The sequence below is a fragment of the Streptomyces sp. SolWspMP-5a-2 genome (genome assembly GCF_900091845.1).
GTDB classification, from domain to species: Bacteria; Actinomycetota; Actinomycetes; order Streptomycetales; family Streptomycetaceae; genus Streptomyces; species Streptomyces doudnae.
In genome coordinates, this window is the sequence record NZ_FMCI01000087.1 from 1 (window position 1) to 25,383 (window position 25,383).

Below are 25,383 nucleotides of genomic sequence, written 5' to 3' on the forward strand. Positions count from 1 at the left end.
TCGCCGAGGGCCGGGCCGCCGAGACCGGATCGCTGGGGCCGAGTCGCCGAGGCCGGAGCGCCGAGACCGGATCGCTGGGGCCGGGGCGCCGAGATCGGATCGCTGGGGCCGAGTCGCCGAGATCAGGGCGCCGGGGCGGGGCCGGATCGCCGAGGTCGAGTCGCCGGGGCTGGGACCGCCTGGGCCAAGTCGCCGAGGTCGGCCGAAAAGAGTGGCTCACGCGTGCTCCGGGACGGCGGTGACGCCCGCGGCCGGGGTCAGGACGGCCCGCGGCGCCCGGCAGGGCCCCGGTGCCGACGCGAAAGGGTGACCTCCCCGTGCTGTCGGGAGATCACCCTCGCGTCGTTCTCGTCCGAGCGCGCTACTGGCCCTGTTCGTCGCGGCGGCGCTGCCAGCGCTCCTCGATGCGGTCCATCATCGAGCGCCGCTGCCGTCCCTGGCCGCGTGCCTGCGGGGCGCCGTTGGCCGGCTGCTCACCCGGCTTGGGGGCCTTGCGCCATCCGGTGACCGCGAGGACCGCACAGCCGAGCATGACCAGGAAGCCGACCACGCTGAGCCAGACCTGCTTGGCCACCATGCCGGCCATGAGGAGCGCGATACCGACGAGGAAGCCCGCGACCGCCTGGTAGACCCGACGCCGGGTGTACGTGCGCAGCCCGCTTCCCTCAAGCGCCGACGCGAACTTGGGATCTTCGGCGTACAGCGCTCGCTCCATCTGCTCGAGCATGCGCTGCTCGTGCTCCGAGAGCGGCACGGAGTCCTCCTCATCGTGCAGTCGCCGGGGCGACCCGGGGGGTCCCTTAAGGATAGGCAGGGAATCGCCCCCGTGAAACCCGCCCCTCTACGCCAATTGGCCAACCGGTACCGCCATGACGTCCCGGCCGCTGAATCTTCCATTCCCCAGCGGCCGACCCGTCATGCCGACCGGTCTCCCTCGATCATACGGCGCCGAACGCCCGATCGGGGGGCCTGTGGCGTACTCCATGTGCAGCCAAGTACCTGATCAGCGGCGCCGCGCGGGCGGGCGCTCAGGCCCCGGCCGCCCCCTGGGCCTCACCGAGCACATGAAGCTGCGTGGCCACCGCGTGGAACGCGGGCAGCGCCGCCGCCGTCTCCTCCAGCTTGAGCAGGGCCTCCAGCGCGCCGGGCTCGGTGTCCACGAGGACCCCGGGCACCAGGTCGGCGAAGACCCGCACGCCGTGCACCGCGCCGACCCGCAGCCCCGCGCCCTCGACCAGTCCGGCGAGCTGCTCGGCGGTGAAGCGGTGCGGCACGGGGTCGCCGTCGCCCCAGCGGCCGTCCGGGTCGCCGAGGGCCTGCCGGGCCTCCGTGAAGTGTCCGGCGAGGGCGCGGGCCAGCACGGCGCCGCCGAGACCGGCTGCGAGGAGGCTGAGGACACCCTCGGGGCGCAGCGCGGCGACCGCGTTGCGCACCCCCTCCGCGGGGTCGTCGACGTACTCCAGGACGCCGTGGCAGAGGACCGCGTCGTAGCCGCCGCGCCCGACGACGTCGAAGAGGCCGTGGGTGTCGCCCTGGACGCCGCGGACCCGGTCGGCGACCTCGGCCTCGGCGGCCCGGCGCTCCAGCGCGAAGAGGGCGTTGGGGCTGGGGTCGACGACGGTGACGCGGTGCCCGAGGCGGGCGACGGGCACCGCGAAGTTGCCGCTGCCGCCCCCGGTGTCGAGGACGTCGAGCGACTCGCGTCCCGTGGCCTTGACCCGGCGGTCGAGGGCGTCCTGCAGGACGTCCCAGACCACGGCGGTACGGAGAGAGGCGCGGGGGCGCATCGGGTCCGGCACGGCAGTTGACTCCTCGGCGCGGCACCGCCACTGGCACGGCGGAGCGATCGGGATGCCTCCCCGGCAGGGTGCGGGAGGGGAGGCGACAGGCGTTCTCCACCCTATGGCCTCGTCCCCCGCGCCTGGTCATCCCGGCACCGCGCCACCGGCACGTCTCGCGGGCCGGACACCACGGGGCCCTGACGGAGCCCTCCGCGGGCCCTTCCGACGGGCTCGGCCGATCCCACCGTCCCGGCCCGCCCCGCCGCCGAGGCGGGGCGGTGGACCCGCGCGCGGCCCCGGGGGTCCGTTCAGCCCGCGTCCGGGTACTCCCTCCCCCTGCCGGACGCTCCGTCGGGGCGGGCCCGGGTGGTGTCGCCGTCCGGCCGGGGCTGGGGCAGGACGGGCTGGAGGACGAGCATCCGCTCGACGAGGCGCAGGAACATCGCCACGTCGCGTATGAGGTCGTCCGCGTCCCGGCGGCTGGCCGCGCCCTGGATGCCCGCCTCGGCACGGGCCCTGCGGTGGGCGCCGGACGCGAACAGGGCGCTCCACTCGGTGAGTTCGGGGACGATCTCCGGCAGGACCTCCCAGGCGCTGCGGATCCGGGCGCGGCGCCGGGAGACGGGCTCGGGGCGTCCGCGCGCGGCGAGCACGGCGGCCGCGGTGCGCAGGGCGGCGAGGTGCGCGATGGCGTAGCGCTCGTTCGCCGTCTCCAGGCCGGCCGCCTCGTCCAGGCCGGCGCGGGCCTGGGCGAGCAGATCGAGGGCGGCGGGCGGGGCGGTGGCCCGGCGGAGGACGGGGTGCACGTCGCTCGCGGGACCGGTCGGTGAGGGGGCAGGGCCGATGGCGCGGTGTCGTCGTGCGGCGGTCTCGTGGAACCTGGCCATGACGAACCTCCTGTCGTCAACGTGACGGCTCGGTGGCCGTATGTGCCCATCGTGCGATATGGCACTGACAATCCGTTCCGACCTGCGCTTTCGTGACGATCGCCGGGTTCCGACACCTGTCCCGCCGGTCCGCGGGGCCGGGAGCGGACCGGCCGCGCGGGGGCCCGCGCCGCCCCCTCGCCCGGTGCGTGCCGGCGCGGTCATCCGGCCGTTCGGTTCCTGTGACAATCGGGGCCATGGAAAGCACCAGCGCCCCCTCGGGCGGCGGCACGCGCCGCGAGGCCACCCGGCAGAAGCTCTACGAGGCGGCCGTCACGCTCATAGCCGAACAGGGCTTCTCCGCCACCACCGTGGACGAGATCGCCGAGCGGGCCGGGGTCGCCAAGGGCACCGTCTACTACAACTTCGCCAGCAAGTCCGTCCTCTTCGAGGAGCTGCTGCGGCACGGCGTCGGGCTGCTGGCCGCCTCGCTGCGGGAGGCGGCCGAGGAGTCCGCGCGGCGGGGCGGCGGCACGGTCGACGCCCTGGACGCGATGATCCGCGCGGGGCTGGGCTTCATCGCCGGTTACCCGGCCTTCACGCAGCTGTACGTGGCGGAGCTGTGGCGCACCAACCGGTCCTGGCAGCCCACGCTCATGGTGGTGCGCGGGCAGGTCAACACCGCGGTGGAGGACGTGCTGCGGGCGGGGGTGGACAGCGGCGAGTTCGACGCGGGCATCGACGTCAGGCTGACGGCGGCGGCGCTGGTCGGGATGGTCCTGGTGGCCGCGCTCGACTGGCAGTCGTTCCAGCCGGAACGCTCCCTGGACGACGTCCACGCGGCGCTGTCCCGGCTGCTCCAGGGAAGCGTGACCGGCGGCCGCTGAACCGGCCGGGCGACGGCAGGAGGGCCCACCGGGCGGGACCGGACGCGGGAAGGCGCCGGTCCGTGGTGGCCGCGTCCCCCGCGGGCCGCCCCCGACCGGCGCCTTCCCTGCTCCCCCGTACGGTCTCCCCCGTACCGTTCCCCCGTCTCGCTTCCGACGGCGTGCGCCGGCGGAAGGAGCGGATCGCGGGCCGGTTCCCGTTCCGGCGCCCCGTGACGCCGGTACCGGGGCCGTGGCCCCTCTCCGTGGTCCCCACTCTCTCGTCCCCGCAGGTCGCGGCCCATCCGCCCGCCTACTCATCTCTCCGTCTAGGTACGGGTACTCAGCCCTGTGCGCCCGGCCCCAGGACGCGGGGGCGCGCACTGGTTACGATCGCCTGCGTGTCCGTACTCCCCCTGGTCTTCACGAGCGGCTGGGCCAGCGGCGTCAACGCCTACGCGGTGGTGCTGCTGCTCGGCGTCTTCGGCGCGACCGGTCTCAGCGACGACATCCCGCAGACCCTCCAGCGCCCCGAGGTCCTCATCGCGGCCGGTGTCCTCTTCCTGTGCGAGTCGGTCGCCGACAAGATCCCCTACCTCGACTCCTTCTGGGACACCGTGCACACCGTGGTCAGGCCGCTGGCCGGTGCCTGGATCGGGGCGCTGCTGGCCGGGCAGAGCGGCTCGCTCCCGGACGTGGCCGCGGGCCTGCTCGGCGGTTCGACGGCGCTGGCGAGCCACGCCGTCAAGAGCGGCACCCGGATGGCCGTGAACACCTCGCCCGAGCCGTTCACCAACGTGGTGCTGAGCATCGCGGAGGACCTCGGGGTCGGCGGGGTCGTCACGTTCGCGATGTTCCATCCGGTGGCGGCGGCGGTGATCGCGGGCGTGCTGCTCGCGGCGGGTCTGGTGGTGCTGGTCCTCCTGATCTCCCGCATCCGCCGCTATCTGCGCCGCAGGGCCCGTCGCCGCGAGGAGCGCGCGCTCTCCCGGCGGCCCGGCGGCAGCGGCCCGCCGGAGGAGGAGGGGCAGCCCGCCGGGGCCGTCGCGCGCAGGGGGTCGCGCAGGTCGGGGAGGGCGGGACCGCCGCCGGGGTGACGTCCCGCGGCCGTGACTGTCAGTGGCGGTCGGTACAGTCGCCGCCATGGGACGCATTGCGGTGATCGGCGCCGGCATGGGCGCGATGGCGGCCGCCGCCCGGCTGGCCGTCGCGGGCCACCGGGTGGCGGTGTACGAGCGCACGGAGACCTACGGCGGCGCGCTGCGCCGCTTCGAGCGGGACGGCTTCGCCTTCGACACCGGTCCCGGTCTGCTGCCGCTGCCCGCCGTCTGGCGGGACCTGTTCGTGAAGACCGGCAAGGAGCCGCTCGAGGCGTGCGTCGACCTGGTCCAGGTCGACCCGGCCGCCCGGCACGTCTTCGCGGACGGCACCGACGCCACCCTGCCGAACGCGTCCCGCGCGGGCGCCGTCACCGCGCTGGACGAGGCGCTCGGCGCGGGCGCGGGCGAACGCTGGGGCGACTTCCTGGTGCGCGCCCGGGAGGCGTGGGACCGCACCAGGCGCCCGCTCCTGGAGGAGCCCCTGTGGTCCGACTGGCGGGTGCTGGCCGAGCGCGAGCCCTATCCGTCGGTGCCGCACAAGCGGCTGCTGCGCACCCGGCGGGCCGCCACCCTCGCCGAGATCGGCGCCTGGGAGCTGCGCGATCCCCGGCTGGCCGCGCTCCTGGAGAGTCACGCCCTCGGGTACGGGCTCGATCCGCGGACCGCTCCGGCCGCCGCGGCCGTCCTGCCGTATCTGGACCACGCCTTCGGCACCTGGTACGTGCGCGGTGGGATGCGGGAGCTGGCGCGGGCCGTGCACGAGCGGTGCCTGGCCCGCCGGGTCGCGTTCCACTTCGGGGCCGAGGTGCGCGAGGTGGTGGAGAAGGACGGCAGGGCAGCGGGCCTCGCACTGGCGGACGGCACCGTCGTGGAGGCGGACACCGTCGTGGGCGTCGCGCCCTGGCGTCTGGGCGTAGAGGCGCCTGGCGCGGACGCGGTGGGGCCGGTAGTGGAGGGCGGGGTGCCGGGCCGGGTGGTGGTCTGTCTGGCCCTGCGCGGCGGGCGTCCGGCGGGTACCGCGCACCGGACGGTGGTGCACGCCCCCGACCGGGCCGCCGAGTTGGCCCTCTTCGACGGCACGCCGTCCGAGCGGCCCACGGTCCGCGTCGACCGGCCGGACGACCCGGCGCTGCGCCCGGACGACGCGCACGAGTCGGTGGTGCTGACGGCGACCGTCCCGTCCGGGGCCCACCACGACTGGAGCGCGCCGGGGGCCGCGGACGCCGTCGCGGACCGGATGGTCGCCGCCGCCGAGCGTGCCGTACCGGGGCTGCGGGAGCGCACGCTCTGGCGCGAGGTGCGCACCCCCCTGGAGACCGCCCGGGAGACCGGCGCGGAGTTCGGGGGCGTCCCGGCGCCCTCGCTCGCGGCGTCGCGGGGCCGTCTGCTGCATCCGGCCAACGGCACCGCGCTGCCCGGCCTGTTCGGGGTCGGCGGCTGGTCGCACCCGGGGGGCGGTCTGCCGCACGCGGGCATGTCGGGCGCGCTGGTGGCCGGGCTGATCGTGGAGGGGCCCGGGTTCCGCGGCTCGCAGTGACCCGGGGCGCGGGTCAGAAGCGGTACTGCTGCCCGTCGTAGCCGCTGTTGTGCTGCTGGTTCTGCCCGTTGTGCTGCTGGTCGCGCTGGTCGCCCTGGTACGGGTACTGCTGCTCCGGCGGGAGTTCACCGCCGTAGGAGTCGTCGGCGCGCTGCTGCGGCACCCAGACACCGCCGGGCGGGGTCTCGGCGCCGTAGCCACCGGCCTGGTACTGGTCCTGGCCGTAGCCCTGCTGCTGGTCGTACTGGCCGTAGCCGGTGTCGTAGCCGCCGTAGGTCTGGGTGCCGATGTACGGGTCGGAGTAGGCCGCGTACTGCTGCTGGCCGGTGGCGTCGTAGCCGTACTGCTGCTGGTCGTAGCCGGTGTAGCCGTCGTAGCCGTAGCCCTGGTCGGCGCTGTTCTGGGCGGCGTTGGCGTACTGCTCCTGGGACTGGCCGCCGTACCCGTTGTCGTTGTAGACGCCGTAGGAGCCGGTGTCGTCGGGCATCGGCTGCGGCTCGTAGACGGCGGTGGTCTCGGCGGCGCTCTGCGCGGAGCGGGCCGGGGTGAAGACGTCGTCGCGGTCGAACTCGCTCTCGGAGCCGAAGGACCGGCCGTAGCCGTCGTCCTCGCGGTGGCCGGGCTCCGGCCGCTCCGGTCCCGGTCCGTCCGGGGGCAGGTCGTCGTCGTGGTCCGGTTCGCCGCGGCGGCGCTTGCTGCCGCCGTCGCTCTCCGGGCCCCTGACCGCCCAGCCGGACTCGAAGCCGCGCCGGAAGGAGAGGGTGACGTAGGTCTGGCCGACCGCGAAGGCGATGGCGCCGAGGGCGATCACGACCACGGCGGGGATCAGGACGCCGATGACCACGCCGAGGAAGCCGCCGAAGGCCAGCAGCCGCCAGCGCAGCCGTGCCTTGTACTGCAGCAGCACCTCACCGAGCAGCCACAGCGCGACGATGCCGAACGCGATGTAGAGGACCGTCCAGCCCATGTACGCCCCTCTCCCAGTGGCCGCTACGCAGTGTGTCGTATGTCCGCGCGGCCGGTCTAGGCCCGCGGGGGGTGGTGCAGGCCCAGGTTCTCGTGGATTTCCAGTGTCGCCGTGGAGTTGTTGAGCGTGATGAAGTGCAGCCCGGGAACTCCCTCGGCCAGCAGTCGCGCGCAGAACTCGGTGGCGAACTCGATTCCCAAGGAGCGTACAGCCGCCGGATCGTCTTTCGCTGTGAGGATCCGCTCTTTCAGGACGGACGGGACAGCGGCGTTGCTGAGTTGTGGCAGACGTTCCAGCATCTTCACACTCGTCACCGGCATGACCTCGGGGATCAGCGGCGTCTCGCAGCCCGCCGCGGCGACCCGGTCGCGCAGCCGCAGATAGGACTCGGGCCGGAAGAACATCTGTGTGATGGCGTAGTCGGCGCCCGCCCGGCACTTGTCGACGAAGTGGGCGATGTCCGTGTCCCAGTCCGTGGAGCGCGGGTGCCGCTCGGGGAAGGCGGCGACGCCGACGCAGAAGTCCCCCGACTCCTTGATGAGACGCACCAGTTCGGCGGCGTAGGTGAGGCCTTCGGGGTGCGGGACCCAGTCGCCCATGGGGTCGCCGGGCGGGTCGCCGCGCACGGCGAGCATGTTGCGGATGCCCGCGTCGGCGTACTGCCCGATGATGTTGCGCAGTTCGGCGACGGAGTGGTTGACGGCGGTGAGGTGCGCGACCGGGGTGAGGGTGCTGTCGGCGGCGATCCGCTCGGTGGCCCGGACGGTGCCCGAGCGGGTGGAGCCGCCCGCCCCGTACGTCACGGAGACGAAGCTGGGGGCCACCGCCTCGACCCGGCGCAGCGCGTTCCAGAGGTTGCGCTCGCCCTTCTCCGTCTTGGGAGCCCAGAACTCGAAGGAGTACGTCGTCTCACCGGCCGCGAGCATGTCACGCACGGTGCGTGCGTGGTCCGTCCTGGTGGATGCGGTTCCGAGGGCCATACTCGCAGGTTAGCCAGGGGACGGCGGTCACCCAACCGGGCGGCGGTGATTTGCCGGATTTGCGGACTTGTTGTCCACTCCTCGGACACCCCGGCGTCCGGAGACCCGCGGAGGGCGGGCCCGCCCGTCACACGGTCGCGCGCAGCCGCTCGGCGAACTCCGCCGCGGCGGCGCCCGGGTCGGCCGCCTCGGTGATCGCGCGGACCACCACGACCCGGCGGGCCCCGGCGGCCAGCACCTCGTCGAGGTTGCCGAGGTCGATGCCACCGATGGCGAACCAGGGCCGGTCGGTGCCGAGGGCGGCGGTGGCGCGGACCAGGTCGAGGCCGGGGGCGGTCCGGCCGGGCTTGGTGGGGGTGGGCCAGCAGGGGCCGGTGCAGAAGTAGTCCACGCCGGGCTGGACGGCCGCGGCGGCCGCCTCGGGGACGGCGTGCGTGGAGCGGCCGATGAGGATGCCGTCGCCGAGGATCGCGCGGGCGGCGGGGACCGGGAGGTCGCCCTGGCCGAGGTGCAGGACCCCGGCACCGGCCGCGTGGGCGACGTCGGCCCGGTCGTTGACCGCGGCCAGCCTCCCGTGCCGGGCGCAGGCGTCGGAGAGGATCTTCAGCAGTTCCAGCTCCTCGGCGGCCTCGATGCCCTTGTCCCGGAGCTGCACGATGTCGACTCCGGCGGCCAGCACGGTGTCGAGGAACTCCGCGAGGTCACCCTGGCGCCTGCGGGCGTCGGTGCACAGGTAGAGGCGGGCGTCGGCGAGCTGGTCGCGGGCGGCGTCGGGCATGGCTGGTCTCCCCCGTGGAAGGTCCGTGGTGGTCTGCGGTCCGCGCGGGCGGGGACCGGGAGTCGTCGTGGCGCGTCCGGCCGGGCACGGAGATCCGCGCTCCGCACGTGCGCGGACCGGGCGTTCGTGACGCCCGCTGGCCGAGGGTACGGGTGCCGCGCTCCGCGCGTGCGAGGACCGGGCGACACGCACAAGACGGCCGAGCCCAGCAAGGCCCCGCGCTCCGCGCCTGCGAGGACCGGGCACTGGCACCGCCCGTGAGCACACCGCCCCGACCCGCGACCCCCGACTGCGAGGGCCCGGCGGGCACTCGCCGGTGGCCACCCCCGCCTCACGGCCGACACCCGGACCCTGACGCGTCGGACGCCCGGCGCGTGGGACGACGGCCACGGCGGCCGTGCCGCAGGGCGTGCCCGGCAGGCGGGAACCCCGGAACACAGGGCGGACCCTTCACGGACGGAGAACCCAGGGCGCGGCGCAGGCTCGCGACGGGCGGCCGACCGGAGCGCGGACGGCGCGTGCGCGGCGCCACCTGCGGGACGGCACCCGCACGACGACGATTGCCGGGCGACTGGGGCGCCGGACGGCGGAACGCGCGCTCGTCGCTCGTGGACGCCGCGCGCGGCCGTCGACCGGAGCCGCACCGCTCGGCGTCCCGGGGCCTGGTGGCCCCGGGCCGTGCCGTCGGGCGGTGTTCAGGTCAGACGGCGAGCGCCTGGGCGCGGCGCTTCACCTCCGTCCCGCGGTTCTCGCTGAGCGCCTGCGCGGGCGTGCCGGGCAGGGTCGGGTCGGGGGTGAAGAGCCATTCGATCATCTCGTCGGGCGTGAAGCCGTCGTCCCGCAGCAGCGTCAGGGTCCCGGTGAGGCCCTTGACGACCTTGTCCCCGTCGATGAAGGCGGCGGGGACGTGCAGCGCGCGGTTCTCACCCCGGCGTACGGCGATCACCTGGCCGTCCTTCACGAGCTGCCGCACCCGGGTCACCTCGACACCGAGCTGTTCGGCGATGTCGGGCAGGGTGAGCCAGGCGGGGACGAGAGCATCGATCCTTGCGTCAATCTCGGTCACGGGACAAGCCTGCCATCTCCCACTGACAGTCGGAAGCCGGACCCCCGTGACCTGCGTCTTTCCGGGCGGTTCAGAGCGTCGCCGCCTTCAGCGGGCGGGCGTGGTCGGCGAGCAGGGCGGGGTCCATGGCGGCGCCCGCCTCGATCAGTCTGCGGCCCTGGGCGAGGTCGCGGGGGCGGCCCACCGCCAGCAGGGCGACCAGCCTGCCCCCGCGCAACCAGCAGACGGACCAGGCGGGTCCGGCGGGGTCGCCGCGCCACAGGAAGGTGTCGGCGCCCGCGTGGTGGCCCGCGTACTGCACGAAGCGGCCGAACTGCTCGGACCAGAAGTACGGGACGGGGTCGTAGGCGACCGGCGCCTCGCCCAGGATGTCGGCCGCGACCGTGCGCGGGCCCTGGAGGGCGTTGTCCCAGTGGTGCACCAGCAGGCGTTCGCCGTAGCGCGCGGACGGGAAGGAGGCGCAGTCGCCGACCGCGTGGACGTCCGGGGCCGAGGCGCGCAGCCGGTCGTCGGCGACGATCTCGCCGTGCGCGCCGAGGGCGATCCCCGAGCCGGTCAGCACGCCGGTGGCCGGGCGGGCGCCGACGCCGACCACGACGGCGCCCGCGGGCAGGCGGGTGCCGTCGTCCAGGACGACCGTGCCGGGCTCGACGCGGGCCACGCGCGCGTGGGTGCGCAGGACGACGCCCGCGTCGGCGTACCAGCCGGTCATGGGGGCGGCCACCTCGGCGGGCAGGGCTCCGGCGAGCGGCCGGTCGGCGGCCTCCACGACGGTGACCGCGCAGCCCGCCTCGCGTGCGGCGGTGGCGAACTCGGCGCCGATCCAGCCCGCGCCGACGACCACGACGTCGCGCTGGTCCGCGAGGACGGGCCGCAGCCGTTCGGCGTCGTCGAGGGTGCGCAGCAGGTGGACGCCGGGCACGTCCTCGGTGCCGGGCAGGCGGATCGGTTCGGCACCGGTGGCCAGCACCAGGGCGTCGTAGGGCACGGGTCCGGACGCGGTGTCGACCTCGTGGTCGGCGGGGCGGACGGCGCGGACCTCCTCGCCGAGCCGCAGCTCGATGCCGAGGGCGGCGAAGTCGACGTCGAAGGCGGCGCCGTCGGCCTTGCCGAGCAGGACGGCCTTGGAGAGCGGCGGCCGGTCGTAGGGCGGGTGGGGTTCGGCCCCGATCAGTGTCACGGTGCCGGTGAAGCCCTGTTCGCGCAGGGCGACGGCGGTCTGCACCCCGGCCATGCCCGCGCCGACCACGACGACTCGGCGCCCGGCCGGAGTCGTCCGTTGCTGCGTCTGCTCGCTCACCGGATCACCATAGTCACCTGACGGACCGTCAGTCTGCGCCCCGGGCCCGTGACCCGCTCCGCTCGACTGGTCCCTCGGTCCGCCCGTGACGTCCATGCGCAGGTCTCCTCACTCGCGCCCGCCGCCGCGGTGCCGCGACCGGCGGCGCGCGGCGCCCGGGGGCGTGGCACCGGCGGACGGGTGCCGCGCGCGGCGGGAGTCCAGTCGGTCTCCCTCTCGGGTACCCAGCGCGGGGCCGCGCACGACGTCAGCGCCCTGTGGTCTTGATCTCCCGGTGCCGCGCGTCCGGACTCCCTTACCCGGCCGCCGGGCCACGGGCTAGGGTGGCGGGCGTACACGCACTCGCGGGAGCCCGGACGCACCGGGCTGAGAGGGAGGCTGGCGGCCTCCGACCGTACGAACCTGATCCGGGTCATGCCGGCGAAGGGAGGGGCTCGACGCCCATGTCGTCACGTACCTCGGACGTCCTCGTGGTCGGGGGCGGGATCATCGGTCTGGTCACGGCGTGGCGGGCCGCGCTGCGCGGGTTCTCCGTCACCGTGGCGGACCCCGAGCCGGGCCGCGGCGCCGCGCGGGTCGCCGCCGGGATGCTCGCCGCCGTCACGGAACTGCACTACGGCGAGCAGACGCTGCTGGGGCTGAACCTGGCGTCGGCGGAGCGGTATCCGGACTTCGCGGCGGAGCTGGCCGACGTCACGGGCCAGGACCTCGGTTACCGGCGCTGCGGCACCCTCGCGGTCGCCCTGGACGCCGACGACCGCGCCCATCTGCGGGACCTGCACGCCCTCCAGCGGCGCTCGGGGCTGGCGTCGGAGTGGCTGTCGGGGCGGGAGTGCCGGCGGCTGGAACCGATGCTCGCGCCCGGGGTGCGCGGCGGGCTCCGGGTGGACGGCGACCACCAGATCGACCCGCGCAGGCTGGCCCGCGCCCTGCTCACCGCCTGCGAGCGGGCCGGGGTGGTCCTCCACCGGAGCTGGGCCGAGCGCCTGGACGTGGTGCGGGACCGGGCCGCCGGGGTGACCGCGGCGGACGGCACCGCGCTGGCCGCGGGTCAGGTGGTGCTGGCGGGCGGCAGCCTCAGCGGGCGGCTGGCGGGCGTCCCCGAGCCGGTGCTGCCGCCGGTGCGGCCGGTGAAGGGGCAGGTGGTGCGGCTGACGGTGCCCGAGCGGTACGCGCCGTTCCTGAGCCGCACGGTGCGGGCCGTGGTGCGCGGCAGCCACGTGTACCTGGTGCCCCGCGAGAACGGCGAGCTGGTGATCGGCGCGACCAGCGAGGAACTGGGCTGGGACACCACCGTCACCGCGGGGGGCGTGTACGAGCTGCTGCGGGACGCCCACGAGCTGGTGCCCGGCATCACCGAGCTGCCGCTGACCGAGACGCTGGCCGGTCTGCGCCCGTGCTCCCCGGACAACGCGCCGCTGCTCGGTCCCACCGGCCTGGACGGGCTGCTGCTGGCCACCGGGCACCACCGCAACGGCGTGCTGCTGACCCCGGTCACCGGCGACGCCCTCGCCCATGCCCTGGCCTGCGGGGAACTCCCTGACGAGGCCCGCCCGTTCACGCCCCTGCGTTTCTCCCGTTCGGAGCTGCCCGTATGAACGTCCTGGTCAACGGCGAGCCGACGGCCCTCGCGCCGGGCACCGCGCTGGACAGCGTCGTCCGGGCGCTGGCCCCGGCGCCCTCCGGGGTGGCCGCCGCCCTCAACGAGACCGTCGTCCCGCGCGCCGCGTGGCCGTCGACCCCGCTGCGCGAGGGCGACCGGGTCGAGATCCTGACCGCCGTCCAGGGAGGCTGAACCGATGGCCGACGACCCGCTCGTCCTGGGCGGCGCGTCCTTCGCGTCCCGTCTGATCATGGGCACCGGCGGTGCCCCCGGGCTGCAGGTCCTGGAGCGGGCCCTGGTGGCGTCAGGCACCGAGCTGACCACGGTCGCGATGCGCCGGGTCGACCCCACGGTGCGCGGCTCGGTGCTCTCCGTCCTGGAGCGGCTGGGGATCACGGTGCTGCCCAACACCGCGGGCTGCTTCACCGCGGGGGAGGCGGTCCTCACCGCCCGGCTGGCCCGGGAGGCGCTCGGCACCGACCTGGTCAAGCTGGAGGTCGTCGCCGACGAGCGGACCCTGCTGCCGGACCCGATCGAGCTGCTGGACGCGGCCGAGACCCTCGTCGACGACGGCTTCACGGTGCTGCCGTACACCAACGACGACCCGGTCCTGGCGCGGAAGCTGGAGGACGTGGGGTGCGCGGCGGTGATGCCGCTCGGTTCGCCCATCGGCTCCGGGCTCGGCATCCGCAACCCGCACAACTTCGAGCTGATCGTCGAGCACGCGCGCGTACCGGTGATCCTGGACGCGGGCGCGGGGACGGCGTCGGACGCGGCGTTCGCCATGGAGCTGGGGTGCGCGGGTGTGATGCTCGCCTCAGCGGTGACCCGGGCCCAGGAACCGCGCCTGATGGCGGACGCGATGCGGCACGCGGTGGAGGCCGGACGCCTCGCCCACCGGGCCGGACGCATCCCCAGGCGGCACTTCGCGCGGGCCTCCTCGCCGCACGAGGGGCGGGCCCGGCTGGATCCCGAACGCCCCGCGTTCTAGTCACAGCTCTGCTGCATTCGTCCCGGGACGGCCCGGAGCCGGGGGCCCTGTCGGTGGCGGCTCGTAGACTCATCTGCGTGGATACGACCCTTCAGGACCCTCTGGTCGGGCAGGTGCTCGACGGGCGCTACCGCGTGGACGCGCGGATCGCGGTCGGCGGGATGGCCACGGTCTACCGGGCCCTGGACACCCGCCTGGACCGCGTGCTCGCGGTCAAGGTGATGCACCCGGCGCTGGCCGCCGACGGCACCTTCGTCGACCGGTTCATCCGGGAGGCGAAGTCGGTCGCCCGGCTCGCCCACCCGAACGTGGTGCAGGTCTTCGACCAGGGCACGGACGGCACGTACGTGTACCTCGCCATGGAGTACGTGGCGGGCTGCACCCTGCGGGACGTGCTGCGCGAGCGCGGCGCGCTGCGCCCGCGGGCCGCGCTGGACATCCTGGAGCCGGTGCTGGCCGCGCTGGGCGCCGCGCACCGGGCCGGGTTCGTGCACCGGGACATGAAGCCGGAGAACGTGCTGATCGGGGACGACGGCCGGGTCAAGGTCGCCGACTTCGGCCTGGTGCGCTCGATGGACACGGTCACCCACACCAACGACACCGTCCTGGGCACGGTCTCCTACCTCGCCCCGGAGCAGATAGAACACGGCACCTCCGATCCGCGGGCCGACGTGTACGCGTGCGGTGTCGTCCTCTACGAGATGCTGACCGGCGACCGCCCGCACGCCGGGGACTCCCCCGCCGTCGTCCTCTACAAGCACATCCACGAGGACGTGCCGCCGCCGTCGGCCGCCGTGCCGGGGCTGGCGGGCCCGCTGGACGAGCTGACCGCGGCGGCCACCGCGCGCGCCCCCGAGTCGCGCCCGTACGACGCGGTGGCGCTGCTCGCGGTGGCCCGTGAGGCCCGCGCCGCGCTGACCGAGGAGCAGCTGGACGCGGTGCCGCCGCGGGCGACCGAGGGCGACCGGGACGGCTCCGAGGACCGCACGAGCGTCATCCCGCGGTCGCTGACCGTCCCGCTGGGCCGGCCCGGCGAGGACGGCTCCGAGGTGCTGCACACCAGCGTCCTGGAGTCGCCCGCGCCGCTGCCGCCCCGGCGCCGCGGACCGGGCGGCAGGCGGCGCGGGCCGCTGGCCCTCGTGATCGTCGTGCTGCTGGTGCTGGGCGTCTCCACGGGCGTGTGGTACATCAACTCCGGCCAGTTCACGAAGGTCCCCCCGGTGCTGGCGAAGACGCAGAGCGAGGCCGGGAAGAAGCTGTCGGACGCCGGGCTGAAGCTCGGCGAGGTCACCCACCGCTACAGCGACACGGTGGACCGGGGCACGGTCATCAGCACCGACCCGAAGCCCGGCAGCCGGGTGCGCGACCACGCGCCGGTGGCGCTGGTCGTCTCCGACGGCCCCGAGACCGTCCGCGTCCCGGGCCTCGGGGGCGTCGCCCTCGACGAGGCGCGGGCGCGGCTGAAGAAGGACGGGCTCGAACCGGGCATGGTCACCCGGGAGTTCAGCGAGGACGTCGCCAAGGGGTCGGTGATCGGCACGGACCCGGCGGCGGGCACCGAGCGGCGCGCGGGCGCGGCCGTGGCGCTGACCGTCAGCAAGGGCAGCCCGGTGGACGTGCCGGACGTCACGGGCGAGGACCTGGCGGACGCCCGGCAGGAGCTGCAGGACGCGGGCCTGAAGGTGAAGGTCGCCGCCGCGCAGGTCAACTCCGAGTTCGACAAGGGCCAGGTCGCCGCGCAGAGCCCGCGGGCCGACAGCCAGCTCGCCGAGGGCGACACGGTGACGCTGACGGTCTCCAAGGGCCCCGAGCAGGTCGAGGTCCCGGACGTGGTGGGACAGAGCGTGGACGACGCCACCAGCGCGCTGGAGAACGCCGGGTTCCAGGTCGAGGAGGACCGGGGGCTGCTCGGGCTGTTCGGCGACACCGTCAAGGGCCAGTCGGTCAAGGGCGGGCAGACGGCGGCCAAGGGGTCGACGATCACCCTCAAGATCCGGTGACGGGACGCCCCGGGCGCCGTGACACCCTGGGCGGGTGAACAGCCAGCACCTCTCCCGCAACCCCGTCGGCGGTCATGTCCCGGTCGCCGGCGGACTGCACTCCGTCGGCCTGTCCTACGCCCGTGAGCTGCGGGCGGAGGCGGTGCAGGTCTTCGTCGCCAATCCGCGCGGCTGGGCCACCCCGGTCGGCGACCCGCGGCAGGACGAGGCGTTCAGGGCGGCCTGCGCCGAGGCGTCGATCCCGGCGTACGTGCACGCCCCGTACCTGATCAACTTCGGTTCGCACACCGAGGCGACGGCCGACCGGTCGGTGGAGTCGCTGCGGCACTCGCTGCGCCGCGGTCGGGAGATCGGGGCGCTCGGCGTCGTCGTCCACACCGGCAGCGCGACCGGCGGCCGGGAGCGCGCCGTGGCGCTGCGGCAGGTCCACGAGCGGCTGCTGCCCCTGCTGGACGAACTCACCCACGAGGACGACCCGTTCCTGCTGCTGGAGTCGACGGCGGGCCAGGGGTCCTCGCTCTGCTCGCGGACCTGGGACTTCGGGCCGTACTTCGAGGCGCTGGAGTCCCATCCCCGGCTGGGTGTCTGCCTGGACACCTGCCACATCTTCGCCGCCGGGCACGATCTGACCGGCCCCAGCGGCATGCACCAGACGCTCGACCTGCTGGTGGAGACCGTCGGCGCGGGGCGGCTGCGCCTCGTGCACGCCAACGACTCCAAGGACGTCGCGGGCGCGCACAAGGACCGGCACGAGAACATCGGCGCGGGCCACATCGGGGAGGACCCGTTCCGCGCGCTGATGACGCATCCGGCGACCGAGGGGGTGCCGCTGATCATCGAGACCCCCGGCGGCAAGGAGGGACACGCGGCGGACGTGGAGCGGTTGAAGAAGCTGCGCGGTTGAGGCGCCTTCGCGGCAGCGGCGCGGGAGTTGACCCGAGAACGGGTCAAACTGGACTAAGGCAGCACTTACTTACTAAGTGAAGACTTACTGGACGATCTTCGTGACGGGTGCAATCATGCGGCGCAACCTGCCAGTTAGCCCGCACGGAAGGAGCCGCTGCCATGCAGGGCGACCCCGAGATCATCGAGTTCCTCAACGAACAGCTCACCGGTGAGCTGACCGCGATCAACCAGTACTTCCTGCACGCCAAGATGCAGGAGAACTTCGGCTGGACGAAGCTCGCGAAGTACACCCGGCACGAGTCGTTCGACGAGATGAAGCACGCCGAGGTGCTCACCGACCGGATCCTGTTCCTGGAGGGGCTGCCGAACTACCAGCGCCTCTTCCACGTCCGGGTGGGCCAGACCGTCAAGGAGATGTTCGAGGCGGACCGCCAGGTGGAGGTCGAGGCGATCGACCGGCTGCGGCGGGGCATCAAGGTGATGCGCGAGAAGGGCGACATCACGTCGGCGAACATCTTCGAGTCGATCCTGGAGGACGAGGAGCACCACATCGACTACCTCGACACCCAGCTCGAACTGGTCGAGAAGCTCGGTGAGGCCCTCTACATCGCGCAGCTCATCGAGCAGCCGGAGAGCTAGGCCGCCTCGTCCAGCCGGGCGGGTTCCGCCACGTCGGCGAGGACCGGGCGGCCCTGGTCGGCGAGGTCGCGGCGGGGGCAGGAGCCGCGGCCGAGGAGCGCCTGGATCGTGCGGACGCAGGACCCGCAGTCCGTGCCCGCCTTGCAGGCGGAGGCGATCTGGCGGGGGGTGCAGGCACCGTCCGCGGCGTGTCGCTTGACCTGCGCTTCGGTGACTCCGAAGCAGCTGCACACGAACACGCGGTGTCACCTCTCGCCGGGATGGAATCGATACGCCGTCCCGCTAGTCGGTGAGGCTAACCTAACCTTACCCGCCGCGCCGGGTCCGCAACAGTGGAGTGGGGCGTGGATCCGTTGTGATCCACGCCCCACCTGCGTCTTCCGCCCCACCGGCCCTACTGGTCCCGGTACATCTCCGCCACCAGGAAGGCCAGGTCCAGCGACTGGCTGCGGTTGAGCCGCGGGTCGCACGCCGTCTCGTAGCGCTGGTGCAGGTCGTCGACGAAGATCTCGTCGCCGCCGCCGACACACTCCGTGACGTCGTCGCCGGTCAGCTCCACGTGGATGCCGCCCGGGTGGGTGCCGAGGGCCTTGTGGACCTCGAAGAAGCCCTTGACCTCGTCCAGCACGTCGTCGAAGCGCCGGGTCTTGTGACCGGAGGCGGCCTCGAAGGTGTTGCCGTGCATCGGGTCGGTCACCCACGCGACCACCGCGCCGGACGCGGTGACCTTCTCCACCAGCTCGGGCAGCCGGTCGCGGACCTTGTCGGCGCCCATCCGCACGATGAACGTCAGCCGTCCCGGCTCCCGTTCGGGGTCGAGGCGCTCGACGTACTGGAGGGCGTCCTCCGCCGTCGTCGTCGGACCCAGCTTGATGCCGATCGGGTTGCGGATCTTCGACGCGAACTCGATGTGCGCGCCGTCCATCTGACGGGTGCGCTCACCGATCCACACCATGTGCCCGGAGACGTCGTACAGCGAGCCGGTGCGGGAGTCGACGCGGGTCAGCGCCGACTCGTAGTCCAGCAGCAGCGCCTCGTGGGAGGCGTAGAACTCGACGGTCTTGAACTCCTCCGGGTCGGTGCCGCACGCCCGCATGAAGTTCAGCGCGTTGTCGATCTCGCGGGCGAGCTGCTCGTAGCGCTGGCCGGAGGGGGACGAGCGCACGAAGTCCTGGTTCCAGGCGTGCACCTGGCGCAGGTCGGCGTAGCCACCGGTGGTGAAGGCGCGCACCAGGTTGAGCGTCGACGCGGAGGCGTTGTACATCCGCTTCAGCCGCTCGGGGTCCGGGACGCGGGCCTCCTCGGTGAAGTCGAAGCCGTTGACCGAGTCGCCCCGGTAGGTCGGCAGCGTCACGCCGTCGCGGGTCTCGGTCGGCTTGGAGCGCGGCTTGGAGTACTGCCCGGCGATCCGCCCGACCTTGACCACCGGCACCGAGGCGGCGTACGTCAGCACGGCGCCCATCTGGAGCAGCGTCTTGAGCTTGGCGCGGATCTGCTCGGCGCCGACGGCGTCGAAGGCCTCGGCGCAGTCGCCGCCCTGAAGGAGGAACGCCTCCCCCTTGGCGACGGCCGCCAGGCGAGCGCGCAGCTGGTCGCACTCACCGGCGAAGACGAGCGGCGGATACGACTCCAGCTCGGCGATCACCTTGCGCAGAGCCTCGGCGTCGGGGTAATCGGGCTGCTGCGCCGCGGGCAGGTCTCGCCAGGTCGCCTGCGCGGCGACGGCGTGGGAATCAGCGTTCACGGTCACGCCCCCACATTAAAGGGTCGTGTCGAGTGGTTTTCGTCCCGGCCCGACAGGTGAGACGGCGGGCCGCTCATCTGTGTCCGCGCGGACCGTGGGATAGAGTGCCCGGCATGTTCGCGCACCCGACCCAGAACTGGTGGTGGACCGCTCATCCGGCGGCCCACTGACTGCGCGTACGCACGATTTCGCGAAGGCCGCCCGAGGGGCGGCCTTCGGTGTTTCCGGGGCCGTTCCTCTCCACCCGGTCCGCCGGTCCCCAGGGAACCGGCGGGCCCCCGTGACCAAGGACACGACCCATGCCCCGGTTCGATCTGGCCGATCTCCTCGCCGACCCCCGCCCGTTCGCCCTGCTGCGCCGCCGCACCCCCGGACAGGACCACGAGACCGTCGAGGTCCTCGTCGGCCGGGTGGCCGACCACGAGCGCCTGGCCGACCTGCCCGACACCTGCCTCGCCCTGGTGCCCTTCCGGCAGATCCGCGAGCGCGGCTTCGACGTCCGCGACGACGGCACCCCGCTCACCGCGCTGGTCCCCGAGGAGACCTGGACGCTGCCCCTCGCGGACGCCCTCGCCCAGCTCCCGGCGCACGAGGTACGGGTGACGGACGGCGGCTTCGACGTGGCCGACGACGCCTACGCGTCGATCGTCGACCGGGTGCTGCGGGAGGAGATCGGGCGCGGCGAGGGCGCCAACTTCGTGATCAGGCGCACCTACACCGGTGAGGTCCCCGGCTTCGGGCGGGCCGACGCGCTCGCCCTGTTCCGCCGTCTGCTGGCGGGCGAACGGGGCGCCTACTGGACGTTCGTGGTGCACACCGGGGAGCGGACGCTGGTCGGGGCGAGCCCCGAGGTCCATGTGCGGATGGCCGGCGGGACGGTGGTGATGAACCCGATCAGCGGGACCTACCGCTATCCGGCGGACGGCCCGACCCCCGAGCACCTGCTCGGCTTCCTCGCCGACCGCAAGGAGATCGAGGAGCTGTCGATGGTCGTCGACGAGGAGCTGAAGATGATGTGCACCGTCGGCGACATGGGCGGGGTCGTCGTCGGGCCGCGGCTGAAGGAGATGGCGCACCTCGCGCACACCGAGTACGAGCTGCGCGGCCGCTCGTCGCTGGACGCGCGGGAGGTGCTCAGGGAGACGATGTTCGCGGCGACCGTCACGGGCTCGCCGGTGCAGAACGCCTGCCGGGTCATCGAGCGGTACGAGCCGCTGGGCCCCGACGGCGGCGCGCGCGGCTACTACGGGGGCGCCCTCGCGCTGCTCGGCCGGGACGCGGGCGGCGCCCAGAACCTGGACTCCCCGATCCTGATCCGCACCGCCGACATCGACGCGGCGGGCGCGCTGCGGGTGCCGGTCGGCGCGACCCTGGTGCGCGGCTCGGACCCGGCGGGCGAGGTCGCGGAGACCCACGCGAAGGCGGCGGGCGTGCTGGCCGCGCTCGGGGTGCGACCGGCCCGCCCCGCCGCCGAGGCGGACCGGCCCCGGCTGGCCGACGACCCCCGGGTGCGGTCCGCGCTCGACGGCCGCAGGTCCTCGCTCGCGCCGTTCTGGCTGCGGATGCAGGAGCGCGGCGGCGACCTGCGGGGGCACGCGCTGGTCGTGGACGGCGAGGACACCTTCACGGCGATGCTGGCGCACGTCCTGCGCTCCGGCGGCCTGGAGGTGACCGTCCGCCGCTACGACGAGCCCGACCTGCGGACGGCGGTCCTGGCGCACGCCGGTCCCGTGGTGCTCGGCCCCGGCCCCGGCGACCCGGGCGACCCGGGCGACCCCCGGATGGTCTTCCTGCGCGCCCTGACCGCCGAGGTGCTGCGCGGGCACCGGCACGGGGTGCTCGGGGTCTGCCTGGGCCACGAGCTGATCGCGGCGGAGCTGGGCCTGCCCGTCGTCCGCAAGGCGGTGCCCCACCAGGGGGCGCAGACCGTGATCGACCTGTTCGGGCGGGCGGAGACCGTCGGCTTCTACAACAGCTTCACGGCCCGTTGCGCCGACCCCGCGCACACCGCCCTCGCGGCCCGCGGGATCGAGGTGGCACGGGCGGCAGACGGCGAGGTCCACGCGGTGCGCGGGCCCGGGTTCGCCGGGGTGCAGTTCCATCCGGAGTCGGTGCTGTCGCTGAACGGCGCGACGATCGTGCGGGAGCTGGTGGCCGGGCTGCGCGGCGCGGACACGGCCCCCGGGGGACGGCCCGCGCGGTAGCCCGGCCCCGGGGAGCGGCCCGCCCGTCAGCCGAAGAACACCGACGCCTCCTCGTACAGCGCCGGGTCGACGGTCTTCAGGCGGGCCGTCGCCTCGGCGAGGGGGACGCGGACGATGTCGGTGCCGCGCAGCGCGACCATCACGCCGAAGTCGCCGTCGTGGACGCAGTCGACGGCGTGCAGGCCGAACCTGGTGGCCAGCCAGCGGTCGAAGGCGCTGGGCGTGCCGCCGCGCTGGATGTGCCCGAGGACGGTGGTGCGGGCCTCCTTGCCGGTGCGTTTCTCGATCTCCTTGGCGAGCCACTCGCCGACCCCGGAGAGCCGGACGTGCCCGAAGGAGTCGAGGGACTCGTCCTTGAGGACCACCTCGCCGTCCTGCGGCACCGCCCCTTCGGCGACGACGACGATCGGGGCGTAGGAGGCGCGGAACCGGGAGGTGATCCAGGCGCAGACCTGGTCGACGTCGAAGCGCCGCTCCGGGACGAGGATGACGTTGGCGCCGCCCGCCAGTCCCGAGTGCAGGGCTATCCAGCCCGCGTGACGGCCCATCACCTCGCAGACCAGGACCCGCATATGGGACTCGGCCGTGGTGTGCAGCCGGTCGATGGCCTCGGTGGCGATGTTGACCGCGGTGTCGAAGCCGAAGGTGTAGTCGGTGGCGGACAGGTCGTTGTCGATGGTCTTCGGGACGCCGACGACGGGCACGCCGTACTCGTCGTGGAGCCGGGCGGCGACGCCGAGGGTGTCCTCGCCGCCGATCGCGACGAGCGCGTCGACGGCCAGGTCGGCCAGGTTCTCCCTGATCCGGTCGATGCCGTCGGCGCGCTGGAGGGGGTTGGTGCGGGAGGAGCCGAGGATGGTGCCGCCGCGGGGCAGGATGCCGCGCACGGCGGGGATGTCGAGCCGTACGGTCGCGTTCTCCAGGGGGCCCCGCCAGCCGTCCCGGTAGCCGACGAACTCGTACCCGTACTCCTGCACGCCCTTGCGGACGATGCCCCGGATGACGGCGTTGAGTCCGGGGCAGTCGCCGCCTCCGGTCAGTACTCCGATCCGCATGGAAATGTCCCTTCGCCGAGGGGTGCCGTGAGGCCACGCTAAGGGTGACCCAGGTCACACCGCGATGGGCGGGACGGCAATTCCCGCGCGGGGAGGGAGACTTGACCCGGGACGGATCGGCGCGGCCCGGCCCTACACCTCGTCGAGACCGCGCTCGATCGCGTAGCGGACCAGCTCGACCCGGTTGTGGAGCTGGAGCTTGCCCAGGGTGTTCTGGACGTGGTTCTGGACCGTGCGGTGCGAGATCACCAGGCGTTCGGCGATCTGCTTGTAGCTGAGGCCCTTGGCGACCAGGCGCAGCACCTCGGTCTCGCGGTCGGTCAGCCGGGGCGCGCCCGGTTCGTCGCCGCCCGCCGGTCCCGGCGCCGGTTCGGACGCCAGCCTGCGGTACTCGCCGAGCACGAGACCGGCGAGGCCGGGCGTGAACACCGGGTCCCCGGCGGCGGTGCGGCGGACCGCGTCGATCAGCTCCTCCGTGGAGGCCGACTTCAGCAGATAGCCGGTCGCCCCCGACTTCACGGCCTCCAGGACGTCCGCGTGCTCGCCGCTCGCCGAGAGCACCAGGACCCGCGGCGCCGGCTGGTGGGCGACGAGTTCCTGGCACACCCGCACCCCGGGCAGGACCGGCAGGTTGAGGTCGAGGACCAGGACGTCGGGCGAGACGGCCTTGGCCCGGCGCACCGCCTGTTCGCCGTCGCCCGCGGTGGCGACCACCTCGCACCCCGACTCGGCGAGGTCCCGGGCGACCGCGTCGCGCCACATGGGGTGGTCGTCTACCACCATCACCCGGATCGGAGCACGCTCGTTCATCGTCGTTCCGCCTTCCCCCGTGGGTCCTTCGCCTGCTTCGGTACGGTCAGCTCGACCTCGGTGCCCTGACCCGGCACGGAGAGCAGTTCGGCACGGCCGCCGAGGTCCCGCAGCCGTCCCCTGATCGACTGGGCGACCCCGAGCCGCCCCTCCCCCTCGGCCTGCGCGAGGCGCCCCTCCGGGATGCCGGGCCCGTCGTCCCGGACGGTCACCACGACCTCGTCCGGCTCGTCCTCGACGAGGATCCAGGCCCGCGCGCCGTCGCCCGCGTGCCGGTCCACGTTGTCCAGGGCCGCGCCGACCGCCGCCGCGAGCTGACGCGCCTCGGGCGCCGGGAGCAGCACGGCGGCCCCGGGCCCGGCGAGGCTGACCCGGGCCGACGCGTACGGCGCGAGCAGCAGCCGCAGGTCGAGGGGACCGCCGGGCCCGTCCCCCTCACCGGCGGCGTGAACGGCGCCACCGTCACCGCCCGCAGCGGGGGCCACCGGGGCCGGACCGGCCGAGACCAGCGTGCGCAGCGCCACCTCCTGCTCGCCCGCGAGGCGGCCCAGCTCGGCCGCCTCGCCGCCGAGGACCGCGCCGCGCCGCTGCACCATCGCCAGCACCTGGAGCACCCCGTCGTGGATGTCCCGCGCGAGCCGTTCCCGCTCCCGGGTCGCGGCCTCGATCTCCAGGGCGCGGGCCAGCGTCCGCTCGGAGGCGCGGGCGACCTCGACGACGTACCCGATCGCGATGGACGCCACCCACACCAGGACCACGTTGTGGACGGTGTCGCGGGCGGGGGCGCCCCGCTCGGCCAGGTTGGCGCCCGCGACCAGCGTGGAGGCGACGGCCGCCCAGCGCCAGCCGCCCTTGATGGCGAAGGCCAGCACGGACCCGGCCGTCCATATCGACGGCAGGGTGGGCCCGCCGTCGAGGACCCGCGCGGGCGAGTCGGCGACCGGGGTGAGCAGGATGCCGGTGAGCGCGACGGTCAGGTCGACGGCGAGGAACCGCTTCGTGCAGGCGGCCGCGTTCGCCACCCGGGGCAGGGTGGCCAGCGTCCACACCGTCAGGACGACGTAGTAGGCGACGGCGACCCCGGGGCGGCGGAAGTGCGCCCAGCCGGAGACGAACAGGCCCACCGCGTAGAGCAGGGTGAGCACCCGGTAGCCGGTCAGCGCACGCCACAGCGGCTGCTCGACCGACATCCGCACGACACGCTCGCGCCCGACCATCTCCCCCACCCCCCGGACCCCGCCCGGCCGCCCTCCGGCCACGACGGGCACCACCGGACCGACCCTAGTGCCCTGGCCGGAAAGGTTCACCGGCTCGCGATGCCCGGCACGGCCCTAGCCGCCCGGCGTCCCGTTCTTCTGCGCCTGGGCGGCGGCCGATCGCGCCGCCTTCTCCGCCTTCGCCGCGTCCGCGATCTTCCGCTTGGCCGCCGTCGCGTAGATGTCGACGTACTCCTGGCCGGAGAGCTTCATGATCTCGTACATGACCTCGTCGGTCACCGCGCGCAGCACGAAGCGGTCGTGCTCCATGCCCTGGTAGCGGCTGAAGTCCAGGGGCTCGCCGATCCGGATGCCGGGCCGCATCAGCTTCGGCATGACCTGGCCGGGCGGCTGGATCTTCTCGGTGTCGATCATCGCGACCGGGATCACCGGGGCGCCGGAGGCCAGCGCCACCCGGGCGAGACCGCCGGGCTTGCCCCGGTAGAGCCTGCCGTCGGGCGAGCGGGTGCCCTCCGGGTAGATGCCGAACAGCTCGCCGCGCTCCAGGACCTCGATGCCGCTCCTGACGGCCGCCTCGCCCGCGCCGCGCGCACCGGAGCGGTCCACCGGGAGCTGGCCGACGCCCTTGAAGAACGCGGCGGTCAGCCGTCCCTTGACCCCGGGCGTCGTGAAGTACTCGGCCTTCGCGATGAAGGTGACCTTGCGGTCGAGCACCGCGGGGAGGAAGAAGGAGTCCGAGAACGAGAGGTGATTGCTCGCCAGGATCGCCGCGCCCTCGGCGGGGATGTTCTCCATCCCCTCCACCCAGGGCCTGAAGGTGACCTTCAGCGGTCCCCCGATAGCGACCTTCATCGCGCCGTACATCACCCGTGTGCCTCCTGTGTCCGTCGGTCCGACCTTAACCCGGAGCACCGCCCGGGAAGCCGACGACCCTGGTCGGTGTCAGTGCGGTCGCGTACCGTGAAGGTCCTGC

At 74.1% G+C, this 25,383-nt stretch carries 25 protein-coding genes and 1 riboswitch; of the genes, 11 read left to right on the top strand and 14 right to left on the bottom strand.

The window, feature by feature from the left end; all coding sequences use genetic code 11:
- Nucleotides 1–361: 361 nt before the first annotated feature.
- The 3 genes from GA0115242_RS08260 to GA0115242_RS08270 form a co-directional block, all read right to left on the bottom strand.
- Entirely contained in the window at nt 362–754 is a 393-nt protein-coding gene (locus tag GA0115242_RS08260) for a DUF3040 domain-containing protein (RefSeq protein ID WP_093826113.1), read from the bottom strand.
- Between the two features lie 274 nt (nt 755–1,028).
- Entirely contained in the window at nt 1,029–1,799 is a 771-nt protein-coding gene (locus GA0115242_RS08265) for a class I SAM-dependent methyltransferase (RefSeq protein ID WP_093826115.1), read from the bottom strand.
- 290 nt (nt 1,800–2,089) lie between these two features.
- On the bottom strand, nt 2,090–2,668 hold the full coding sequence (locus GA0115242_RS08270) for an SAV_6107 family HEPN domain-containing protein (RefSeq protein WP_093826116.1): 579 nt from the start codon (nt 2,666–2,668) through the stop codon (nt 2,090–2,092).
- A 236-nt stretch (nt 2,669–2,904) separates the two neighbouring features.
- Here GA0115242_RS08270 and GA0115242_RS08275 point away from each other — a divergent pair, with 236 nt between their 5' ends.
- The 3 genes from GA0115242_RS08275 (at nt 2,905) to GA0115242_RS08285 (ending at nt 6,150) form a co-directional block, all read left to right on the top strand.
- Nucleotides 2,905–3,534 (top strand): TetR/AcrR family transcriptional regulator, encoded by a 630-nt coding sequence (locus tag GA0115242_RS08275; protein WP_093826119.1) that lies wholly within the window; start codon nt 2,905–2,907, stop codon nt 3,532–3,534.
- A gap of 380 nt (nt 3,535–3,914) precedes the next feature.
- On the top strand, nt 3,915–4,610 hold the full coding sequence (locus tag GA0115242_RS08280; RefSeq protein WP_093826121.1) for a DUF4126 domain-containing protein: 696 nt from the start codon (nt 3,915–3,917) through the stop codon (nt 4,608–4,610).
- Between the two features lie 46 nt (nt 4,611–4,656).
- Entirely contained in the window at nt 4,657–6,150 is a 1,494-nt protein-coding gene (locus tag GA0115242_RS08285; RefSeq protein ID WP_093826123.1) for a phytoene desaturase family protein, read from the top strand.
- 13 nt (nt 6,151–6,163) lie between these two features.
- Here the strand turns inward: GA0115242_RS08285 and GA0115242_RS08290 are convergent, their stop codons facing one another.
- From GA0115242_RS08290 to GA0115242_RS08310, 5 genes are all read right to left on the bottom strand, one after another.
- Nucleotides 6,164–7,117 (bottom strand): SCO2102 family sporulation regulator, encoded by a 954-nt coding sequence (locus tag GA0115242_RS08290; RefSeq protein ID WP_093826125.1) that lies wholly within the window; start codon nt 7,115–7,117, stop codon nt 6,164–6,166.
- Between the two features lie 56 nt (nt 7,118–7,173).
- Entirely contained in the window at nt 7,174–8,097 is a 924-nt protein-coding gene (gene metF, locus GA0115242_RS08295) for a methylenetetrahydrofolate reductase [NAD(P)H] (RefSeq protein WP_093826128.1), read from the bottom strand.
- 127 nt (nt 8,098–8,224) lie between these two features.
- Complete coding sequence (gene thiE / locus GA0115242_RS08300; protein WP_093826130.1) at nt 8,225–8,875, bottom strand: thiamine phosphate synthase; 651 nt, start codon at nt 8,873–8,875, stop codon at nt 8,225–8,227.
- Nucleotides 8,876–9,575: 700 nt separating this feature from the next.
- Nucleotides 9,576–9,941: an Rv2175c family DNA-binding protein gene (locus GA0115242_RS08305; protein ID WP_093826134.1), complete on the bottom strand. Its 366-nt coding sequence runs from the start codon at nt 9,939–9,941 to the stop codon at nt 9,576–9,578.
- Nucleotides 9,942–10,011: 70 nt separating this feature from the next.
- A complete protein-coding gene (locus tag GA0115242_RS08310; protein WP_093826137.1) occupies nt 10,012–11,241 on the bottom strand; it encodes an NAD(P)/FAD-dependent oxidoreductase in 1,230 nt (409 codons plus the stop codon).
- A gap of 334 nt (nt 11,242–11,575) precedes the next feature.
- Nucleotides 11,576–11,687, top strand: a riboswitch (TPP riboswitch).
- On the opposite strand from GA0115242_RS08310, the gene thiO reads away from it, so the two are divergent.
- The 6 genes from thiO (at nt 11,685) to bfr (ending at nt 17,380) form a co-directional block, all read left to right on the top strand.
- Nucleotides 11,685–12,839, top strand: a complete 1,155-nt coding sequence (gene thiO, locus GA0115242_RS08315; RefSeq protein WP_093826140.1) for a glycine oxidase ThiO — start codon at nt 11,685–11,687, stop codon at nt 12,837–12,839. (Overlaps the previous riboswitch by 3 nt.)
- A complete protein-coding gene (gene thiS / locus GA0115242_RS08320) occupies nt 12,836–13,036 on the top strand; it encodes a sulfur carrier protein ThiS (protein WP_093826142.1) in 201 nt (66 codons plus the stop codon). Before thiO ends, thiS begins: the two co-directional genes overlap by 4 nt.
- A 4-nt stretch (nt 13,037–13,040) precedes the next feature.
- Nucleotides 13,041–13,835, top strand: a complete 795-nt coding sequence (locus GA0115242_RS08325) for a thiazole synthase (protein ID WP_093826144.1) — start codon at nt 13,041–13,043, stop codon at nt 13,833–13,835.
- Between the two features lie 77 nt (nt 13,836–13,912).
- On the top strand, nt 13,913–15,835 hold the full coding sequence (gene pknB / locus GA0115242_RS08330; protein WP_093826146.1) for a Stk1 family PASTA domain-containing Ser/Thr kinase: 1,923 nt from the start codon (nt 13,913–13,915) through the stop codon (nt 15,833–15,835).
- Between the two features lie 34 nt (nt 15,836–15,869).
- A complete protein-coding gene (locus GA0115242_RS08335; RefSeq protein ID WP_093826148.1) occupies nt 15,870–16,739 on the top strand; it encodes a deoxyribonuclease IV in 870 nt (289 codons plus the stop codon).
- 161 nt (nt 16,740–16,900) lie between these two features.
- The gene (gene bfr / locus GA0115242_RS08340) at nt 16,901–17,380 is read left to right on the top strand and encodes a bacterioferritin (RefSeq protein WP_093826150.1); all 480 of its coding nucleotides are present in this window, start codon (nt 16,901–16,903) and stop codon (nt 17,378–17,380) included.
- Here bfr and GA0115242_RS08345 read toward each other — a convergent pair.
- Both GA0115242_RS08345 and GA0115242_RS08350 read right to left on the bottom strand, forming a co-directional pair.
- The gene (locus GA0115242_RS08345) at nt 17,377–17,619 is read right to left on the bottom strand and encodes a (2Fe-2S)-binding protein (protein ID WP_093826152.1); all 243 of its coding nucleotides are present in this window, start codon (nt 17,617–17,619) and stop codon (nt 17,377–17,379) included. The genes bfr and GA0115242_RS08345 overlap by 4 nt on opposite strands.
- Before the next feature lie 155 nt (nt 17,620–17,774).
- The gene (locus GA0115242_RS08350; RefSeq protein WP_093826154.1) at nt 17,775–19,130 is read right to left on the bottom strand and encodes a class II 3-deoxy-7-phosphoheptulonate synthase; all 1,356 of its coding nucleotides are present in this window, start codon (nt 19,128–19,130) and stop codon (nt 17,775–17,777) included.
- A 107-nt stretch (nt 19,131–19,237) separates the two neighbouring features.
- Here GA0115242_RS08350 and GA0115242_RS42435 point away from each other — a divergent pair, with 107 nt between their 5' ends.
- A complete protein-coding gene (locus GA0115242_RS42435; protein ID WP_352173385.1) occupies nt 19,238–19,294 on the top strand; it encodes a trp operon leader peptide in 57 nt (18 codons plus the stop codon).
- Between the two features lie 129 nt (nt 19,295–19,423).
- Complete coding sequence (locus tag GA0115242_RS08355; protein ID WP_093826156.1) at nt 19,424–21,328, top strand: anthranilate synthase family protein; 1,905 nt, start codon at nt 19,424–19,426, stop codon at nt 21,326–21,328.
- Nucleotides 21,329–21,354: 26 nt separating this feature from the next.
- On the opposite strand, the gene GA0115242_RS08360 is transcribed toward GA0115242_RS08355, so the two are convergent.
- From GA0115242_RS08360 to GA0115242_RS08375, 4 genes are all read right to left on the bottom strand, one after another.
- On the bottom strand, nt 21,355–22,383 hold the full coding sequence (locus tag GA0115242_RS08360; protein ID WP_093826158.1) for a 6-phosphofructokinase: 1,029 nt from the start codon (nt 22,381–22,383) through the stop codon (nt 21,355–21,357).
- 132 nt (nt 22,384–22,515) lie between these two features.
- A complete protein-coding gene (locus tag GA0115242_RS08365; RefSeq protein ID WP_093826159.1) occupies nt 22,516–23,193 on the bottom strand; it encodes a response regulator in 678 nt (225 codons plus the stop codon).
- Nucleotides 23,190–24,410, bottom strand: coding sequence for a MacS family sensor histidine kinase (gene macS, locus GA0115242_RS08370; protein WP_093826161.1), 1,221 nt, complete (start codon nt 24,408–24,410; stop codon nt 23,190–23,192). Before macS ends, GA0115242_RS08365 begins: the two co-directional genes overlap by 4 nt.
- Before the next feature lie 114 nt (nt 24,411–24,524).
- Nucleotides 24,525–25,274, bottom strand: coding sequence for a lysophospholipid acyltransferase family protein (locus GA0115242_RS08375; protein ID WP_093826163.1), 750 nt, complete (start codon nt 25,272–25,274; stop codon nt 24,525–24,527).
- Nucleotides 25,275–25,383 lie beyond the last annotated feature (109 nt).

Bases quoted from the DNA above. Each gene is read 5' to 3' on its own strand.
- bfr (WP_093826150.1), top strand. From the start codon at position 16,901: ATGCAGGGCGACCCCGAGATCATCGAGTTCCTCAACGAACAGCTCACC.
- thiE (WP_093826130.1), bottom strand. From the start codon at position 8,875: ATGCCCGACGCCGCCCGCGACCAGCTCGCCGACGCCCGCCTCTACCTG.
- thiO (WP_093826140.1), top strand. From the start codon at position 11,685: ATGTCGTCACGTACCTCGGACGTCCTCGTGGTCGGGGGCGGGATCATC.
- GA0115242_RS08365 (WP_093826159.1), bottom strand. From the start codon at position 23,193: ATGAACGAGCGTGCTCCGATCCGGGTGATGGTGGTAGACGACCACCCC.
- GA0115242_RS08290 (WP_093826125.1), bottom strand. From the start codon at position 7,117: ATGGGCTGGACGGTCCTCTACATCGCGTTCGGCATCGTCGCGCTGTGG.
- GA0115242_RS08360 (WP_093826158.1), bottom strand. From the start codon at position 22,383: ATGCGGATCGGAGTACTGACCGGAGGCGGCGACTGCCCCGGACTCAAC.
- macS (WP_093826161.1), bottom strand. From the start codon at position 24,410: ATGGTCGGGCGCGAGCGTGTCGTGCGGATGTCGGTCGAGCAGCCGCTG.
- GA0115242_RS08375 (WP_093826163.1), bottom strand. From the start codon at position 25,274: ATGTACGGCGCGATGAAGGTCGCTATCGGGGGACCGCTGAAGGTCACC.
- GA0115242_RS08355 (WP_093826156.1), top strand. From the start codon at position 19,424: ATGCCCCGGTTCGATCTGGCCGATCTCCTCGCCGACCCCCGCCCGTTC.
- metF (WP_093826128.1), bottom strand. From the start codon at position 8,097: ATGGCCCTCGGAACCGCATCCACCAGGACGGACCACGCACGCACCGTG.
- thiS (WP_093826142.1), top strand. From the start codon at position 12,836: ATGAACGTCCTGGTCAACGGCGAGCCGACGGCCCTCGCGCCGGGCACC.
- GA0115242_RS08325 (WP_093826144.1), top strand. From the start codon at position 13,041: ATGGCCGACGACCCGCTCGTCCTGGGCGGCGCGTCCTTCGCGTCCCGT.
- GA0115242_RS08270 (WP_093826116.1), bottom strand. From the start codon at position 2,668: ATGGCCAGGTTCCACGAGACCGCCGCACGACGACACCGCGCCATCGGC.
- GA0115242_RS08275 (WP_093826119.1), top strand. From the start codon at position 2,905: ATGGAAAGCACCAGCGCCCCCTCGGGCGGCGGCACGCGCCGCGAGGCC.
- GA0115242_RS08285 (WP_093826123.1), top strand. From the start codon at position 4,657: ATGGGACGCATTGCGGTGATCGGCGCCGGCATGGGCGCGATGGCGGCC.